We start from the raw sequence: 4964 nt of genomic DNA, 5'->3' as shown, positions 1-4964 counted from the left end.
GCCGACATTTCCAGCTGATCAAGCCGTGCCAGCAGCCGCTCGCGCCTCTTTCCCGATGTGTGCCTGGTGATCGAGGCGCGCAGCTCGGCGATGAGCTGTCCATGCTCGGCCTCGGCTGGAACCTTGCCCTTGTCATCCATGATGGGATCATGCCGCGCCGCCTTCGGCCGGTCGAGTGCGACGAGATGTTCCTGTCAGGCGAGTTCCTGGGTGATTGCCTTGCGCACGGTGACGCGCTCGGACATGCGCCGGCGGTGATCGATCACGCGCGGTATGTGACCGGGGTCAACGCCGTCGGCTTCCAGCCATTGCGCCAGCGTGAACAGGTAGGCATCACAGATCGTGTAGCGCTCGCCCATGACCCACGGCCCCTTCAGCATGCCGCGCTCGATCAGCTCGTAGCAGGCCGTGACCGATTCCGGCACCTTGCGCTGCATCGCCGCGATCGAATGCGCATCGCCGGCATCGACCCAGCGTGGCCCGCGCATGCGGTGCGCATGTGCCACGTGCAGTGTCGAGCAGAGGTAGCTGTTGAACGCCTGGGCTTCGGCGAAGACGAACGGGTCGTCGAAAGGCGCAAGCTTCGCCTTAGGAAAGCTCTGCGCAGCGAAGACCAGCATGGCCGGCGTCTCGGTGAGCACGCCGCGATCGGTCACCAGCGCAGGAACACGGCCCTTGGGGTTGATCTTGAGGTAGGCTGGCGAGCGCTGCTCGTCGGTGGCGAAGTCGATCCTGACCGTCGAGTAGTCGGCGCCGACCTCCTCCAGGACGATGTGCGTTGCCAGCGCGCAGGTATGCGGCGCGTAGTACAAGGTGAGCATCGTCCTCCTTCAGGCGACGGCGCTGAACAGCCGGACAGCCTCGTCCAATCCCTTGAGTTCGGCCAGTCCCTGCTCGATGAACTTCAGGCCGGCGCCGGCGACGAGATCCTTCACTGTGCTCGAGGCCAGCACTTCGCCCGCATGGGCCCGCTGGGCGACGCGCGCGGCGATGTGGACGGCAATGCCGCCGACATCGTCGCCCATCATCTCGATCTCGCCGGTATGCACGCCGGCACGGATTTCGAGATCGAGCGGCCGCACGGCGCGCACGATCTCCTGCGCGCACCTGACCGCCCGCGCCGGACCGTCGAACAAGGCCAGGAAACCGTCACCGGTCGTCTTGACCTCGCGACCGCGGTAACGCTGAAGCTCGGACCGCACTGCCGCATGATGCGCCTCCAAGGTCGAGCGCCACTGCCGGTCACCGACCGCCACCGCGCGCTTCGTCGAATCGACGATGTCGGTGAACAGCACGGTCGAAAGCACGCGATCGATCTCGACCGCGTCAGGCGCTCCACCCATGAACTGCCGGACCTCCTCGACGATCAGTCCCTGATCCTGAACCCAGGGAATGTGATCGTTGCCCGCCAATTCGACGTAGCGCGCATTTGCAATGCCGGCAGCGAGCTCGCGGCCGGCCAAGGAACGCACGCGCACGTCGTCGCGGCGATGAACGACTAATGTGGGCACACGAATCGCCGGCAGGATATGTCTGACGTCGATCTCGCGATTCATCCGCAACAGGTTGATCACGTCGGATGGACTTGCACTCAGCCGCTCAGACTTCGCGAAATATTGCACGGCGGCCGGATCGCCGGCGATCGATGGTGCGAAGCCCGGCAGGCTCTTCCCGGTTCCCCAGCTCTCCCGGACGGCGCGCTCGGCCGCCGCAAGGTCGTCCTGGGGAACGGAAGCGCCCACAGCACAGGCATAGGTCCCGAACAGAATGAGGCCGGCGACGCGATCGGGGTAGGTGGCGGCGAACAGGATCGACATCGGCCCGCCTTCGGAGATGCCGAACAGGAATGCCCGCTTCGAACCGGCTGCATCGAGCACAGCGCGGATATCGTCGATGCGTTCGTCGAGATGGGGAATGCCGACGCTGCGATCGCTGAGGCCGGTGCCGCGCTTGTCGAAGCGGATCAGACGCGAGAAGGCGCCAAGGCCATGCAGGAAGCGCGCGCCGTCCGGATTCTCCCAGGCCTGCTCGAGATGGGACACGAAGCCCGGTGCGAACAGAAGGTCGGGCGCGCTCTGTCCCGAGATCTGGTAAGCGACGAAGACCTCGCCGCTCGTCACGTAGCGTGTCTCGACCGCCATGGCTCAGGCGAGCCTACAGGGGCGGGGGACGGCCGGCTACAGCAGCCGCATGACAGGGGCGAAGCTCCTGCGATGATGCGGCGTCGGTCCGAGCCGGTTCAAGGCGGCAAGATGCTCGGGCGTCTTGTAGCCCCGGTTGGTCTCCCAGCCGTAGCCGGGGAACGAGGCCGCGAGGCCGTGCATGTAGCGATCGCGCGTCACCTTGGCCAGGATCGACGCCGCCGCGATCGAATAGGAGCGCGCATCGCCCCCGACGATGGTCTCGGCGCGGCAACCGAGCCCGGGCGGCACGCGATCGCCGTCGATCAGGACGATGTCAGGCTGCTCGCTGAGCGCCTGCAACGCGCGGCGCATGGCGAGGAAGGTCGCCTGCAGGATGTTGATGGCGTCGATCTCCTCGACGCTCGCCTCGCCGACCGCGTAGCGCACGGCGCCCGACGCGAGCATGGCTTCGTAGGCCTCCTCGCGCTCCTCGAGCAGGAGCTTCTTGGAATCGTCGATCAGCCGCAGCAGCTTCCGCTTCGCCATGGTGCGGTCGATGATGGCCACCGCCGCGACGACCGGCCCGGCCAGCGGCCCGCGGCCGACCTCGTCGATGCCGGCGATCCGCACGACGCCCGGTCCCTCACAGCGGATTTCGTATCGGAAGCTCGGCATATCCCCAAAGTCACCGCATAGACTGAGGGTGTGTCCCTCGTCGCCGACATCATCGCGCAGGACCCTGTGGGTATGGAACAGCTTCGTGCGGCGCGTACGCTCGCCCTGCCCGACTGGTGCATTGCCGCAGGTTTCGTGCGCAATCGCGTATGGGATCATCTGCACGGCATCGCGCCGCCGCGGCCGCCGGCCGATATCGACGTGCTCTATTACGATGCGAACGATCTCTCGAGGGACGCCGAGGCGCGCTGCGAGGCGCTGCTCGGCAAGCTGATGCCGAACCTGCCCTGGCAGGTGCGCAACCAGGCGCGCATGCACCTCTGGAAGGGTCTCCCCCAGCACAAGAGCACCGCCGATTCGATGCTCTACTGGCTTGAAACGGTAACCGCGGTCGGCGTGCGTCTGGAACCGCACGGTTCCCTCACCGTGATCGCCCCGCTCGGCATCGAAGATCTCGTCAACCTGCGCTGCCGTCCCACGGCTTTCGGACGCACACGCCGCGACGAGTATGAAAATCGCGTCGCCAGCAAGCGCTGGCGCGACCTCTGGCCAAGGGTACGGTTCCTGGATTGAATGCTAGAGCAGTTTCATCTGCCGCGCGTCGCGCCTGGCGTCGACGAGCGCGGTGCGGGCCGATTCCGGAACGGCAAAGCGCAGAGTGTCGAGGCGGTAGCGGATGCGATTGAGCCCGAGCCGCTTCACGGCCGCCGAGAACCGCGCGCCCAGGAGCTGGGCGATCGGACCCTCGCCCCGCATGCGCAGGCCGAACTCGGCCTGGTAAAGGGCGCCGCCGCGCATCTGGCGGATCAGCGACAGGACGCGCTCGGCGCGGTCGGGGCGGTGGGCGCGCAGCCACTCGTCGAACAGATCCTTGATCTCGAGCGGCAGGCGCAGGACGGTGAAACCTGCGCGCGTGGCGCCCGCCTCCATCGCGGCCTCGAGAATGGATTCCATTTCGTGGTCGTTGAGGCCGGGAATCATCGGTGCGGCCATCACTCCGACCGGCACTCCGGCCTCCGCAAGCATGCGGATCGCCTCGAGCCGGCGATGCGGCGCCGAGGCGCGCGGCTCCATAGCGCGCGCGAGATCCTTGTCGAGCGTCGTCACCGACAGGAACACCTCGGCGAGGTTGCGCCTGGCCATGTCGGCCAGGATATCGATGTCCCGCGTCACCAGGTGGTTCTTGCTGACGATGCCGACCGGATTGTTGAAATCGCTCAGCACACGCAGGATCTGGCGCGTGATCTTGAGCTCGCGCTCGACCGGCTGATAGGGATCCGTGTTGGTGCCCATGGCCACCACGTCGCACCGGTATTTCGGCGAGGCGAGCTCAGCCGTCAGCAGCCTCGCGGCCTCGGGCTTGAACAGGATCCGGGTCTCGAAATCGAGGCCGGGCGAGAGGCCGAGATAGGCGTGGGTCGGCCGGGCGAAGCAATAGATGCAACCATGCTCGCAGCCGCGATAGGGATTGATCGAGCGGTCGAAGGGGACGTCGGGCGAGGTGTTGCGGGCGAGGATGGTGCGCGTCGCGTCGCGCGTCAGCGTGGTGCGCAGCGGCGGCAGTTCGTCATCACCAGCGGGCTGCTCCGGCGCTTCCCAGCCGTCGGTCGTCCGAATGCGCTTCTCGCTGTCGTAACGGCTCGAGGCGTTGCTGAGCGCCCCGCGACCGTTGTGCTGCGGCTCGGAGATCGCATCGTCCGGGTAGAGCGGCGGATCTTTGGGGGGCATGATGGCCCGACTCTGAGAACAAAACAGGAACCCGTCAAGCCGCTAGGTGTTGTGGTCTAGCTGCTGCGCGGCATCTTCCCCTCGTTCAGACGCGGCATGAGTTCCGCAAAATTGCACGGACGGAAGCGGATATCGAGCTGATAGCGCAGGATTTCGTCCCATGCGTCCCGGCAGGCGCCGGTCGATCCCGGCAGCGCGAAGATATAGGTCGCACTGGCGACGCCGGCCGTCGCGCGCGACTGCATGGTCGAGGTGCCGATCTTCTGGAAGCTGATCCAGCGAAAGACCTCGCCGAAGCCCTCGATCTTCTTCTCGAACAGCCCTTCGAGGGCCTCGGGCGTGACATCCCGGCCGGTGACGCCGGTGCCGCCGGTGGTGATCACCACCTCGACCTTGGGAGCGTCGATCCATTTCTGTACCTGGGCGCGGATGAGGGCG

At 66.4% G+C, this 4964-nt stretch carries 6 protein-coding genes; 1 reads left to right on the top strand and 5 read right to left on the bottom strand.

Going from position 1 to position 4964, the window contains the following annotated elements:
• Positions 1-194: 194 nt before the first annotated feature.
• Genes VH499_RS18675 through VH499_RS18665 form a run of 3 tightly spaced genes read right to left on the bottom strand, consistent with a single transcriptional unit; the run spans position 195 to position 2798 of the window.
• Complete coding sequence (locus tag VH499_RS18675; protein ID WP_332054257.1) at positions 195-821, bottom strand: glutathione S-transferase family protein; 627 nt, start codon at positions 819-821, stop codon at positions 195-197.
• A 9-nt stretch (positions 822-830) separates the two neighbouring features.
• The gene (locus VH499_RS18670; protein ID WP_332054256.1) at positions 831-2141 is read right to left on the bottom strand and encodes an adenylate/guanylate cyclase domain-containing protein; all 1311 of its coding nucleotides are present in this window, start codon (positions 2139-2141) and stop codon (positions 831-833) included.
• 36 nt (positions 2142-2177) lie between these two features.
• Entirely contained in the window at positions 2178-2798 is a 621-nt protein-coding gene (locus VH499_RS18665) for a ribonuclease HII (protein ID WP_332054255.1), read from the bottom strand.
• A gap of 30 nt (positions 2799-2828) precedes the next feature.
• Here VH499_RS18665 and VH499_RS18660 point away from each other — a divergent pair, with 30 nt between their 5' ends.
• Positions 2829-3371, top strand: coding sequence for a nucleotidyltransferase family protein (locus VH499_RS18660; RefSeq protein ID WP_332054254.1), 543 nt, complete (start codon positions 2829-2831; stop codon positions 3369-3371).
• 3 nt (positions 3372-3374) lie between these two features.
• Here the strand turns inward: VH499_RS18660 and VH499_RS18655 are convergent, their stop codons facing one another.
• A complete protein-coding gene (locus VH499_RS18655) occupies positions 3375-4526 on the bottom strand; it encodes a PA0069 family radical SAM protein (RefSeq protein WP_332054253.1) in 1152 nt (383 codons plus the stop codon).
• Between the two features lie 56 nt (positions 4527-4582).
• A partial coding sequence (locus VH499_RS18650) for a molybdenum cofactor synthesis domain-containing protein (RefSeq protein ID WP_332054252.1) occupies positions 4583-4964 on the bottom strand: 382 nt, incomplete at its 5' end.

The organism is Reyranella sp. (assembly GCF_036558665.1).
Taxonomy (GTDB): Bacteria; Pseudomonadota; Alphaproteobacteria; order Reyranellales; family Reyranellaceae; genus Reyranella.
This window is presented reverse-complemented; position numbering and strand designations above follow the sequence as displayed.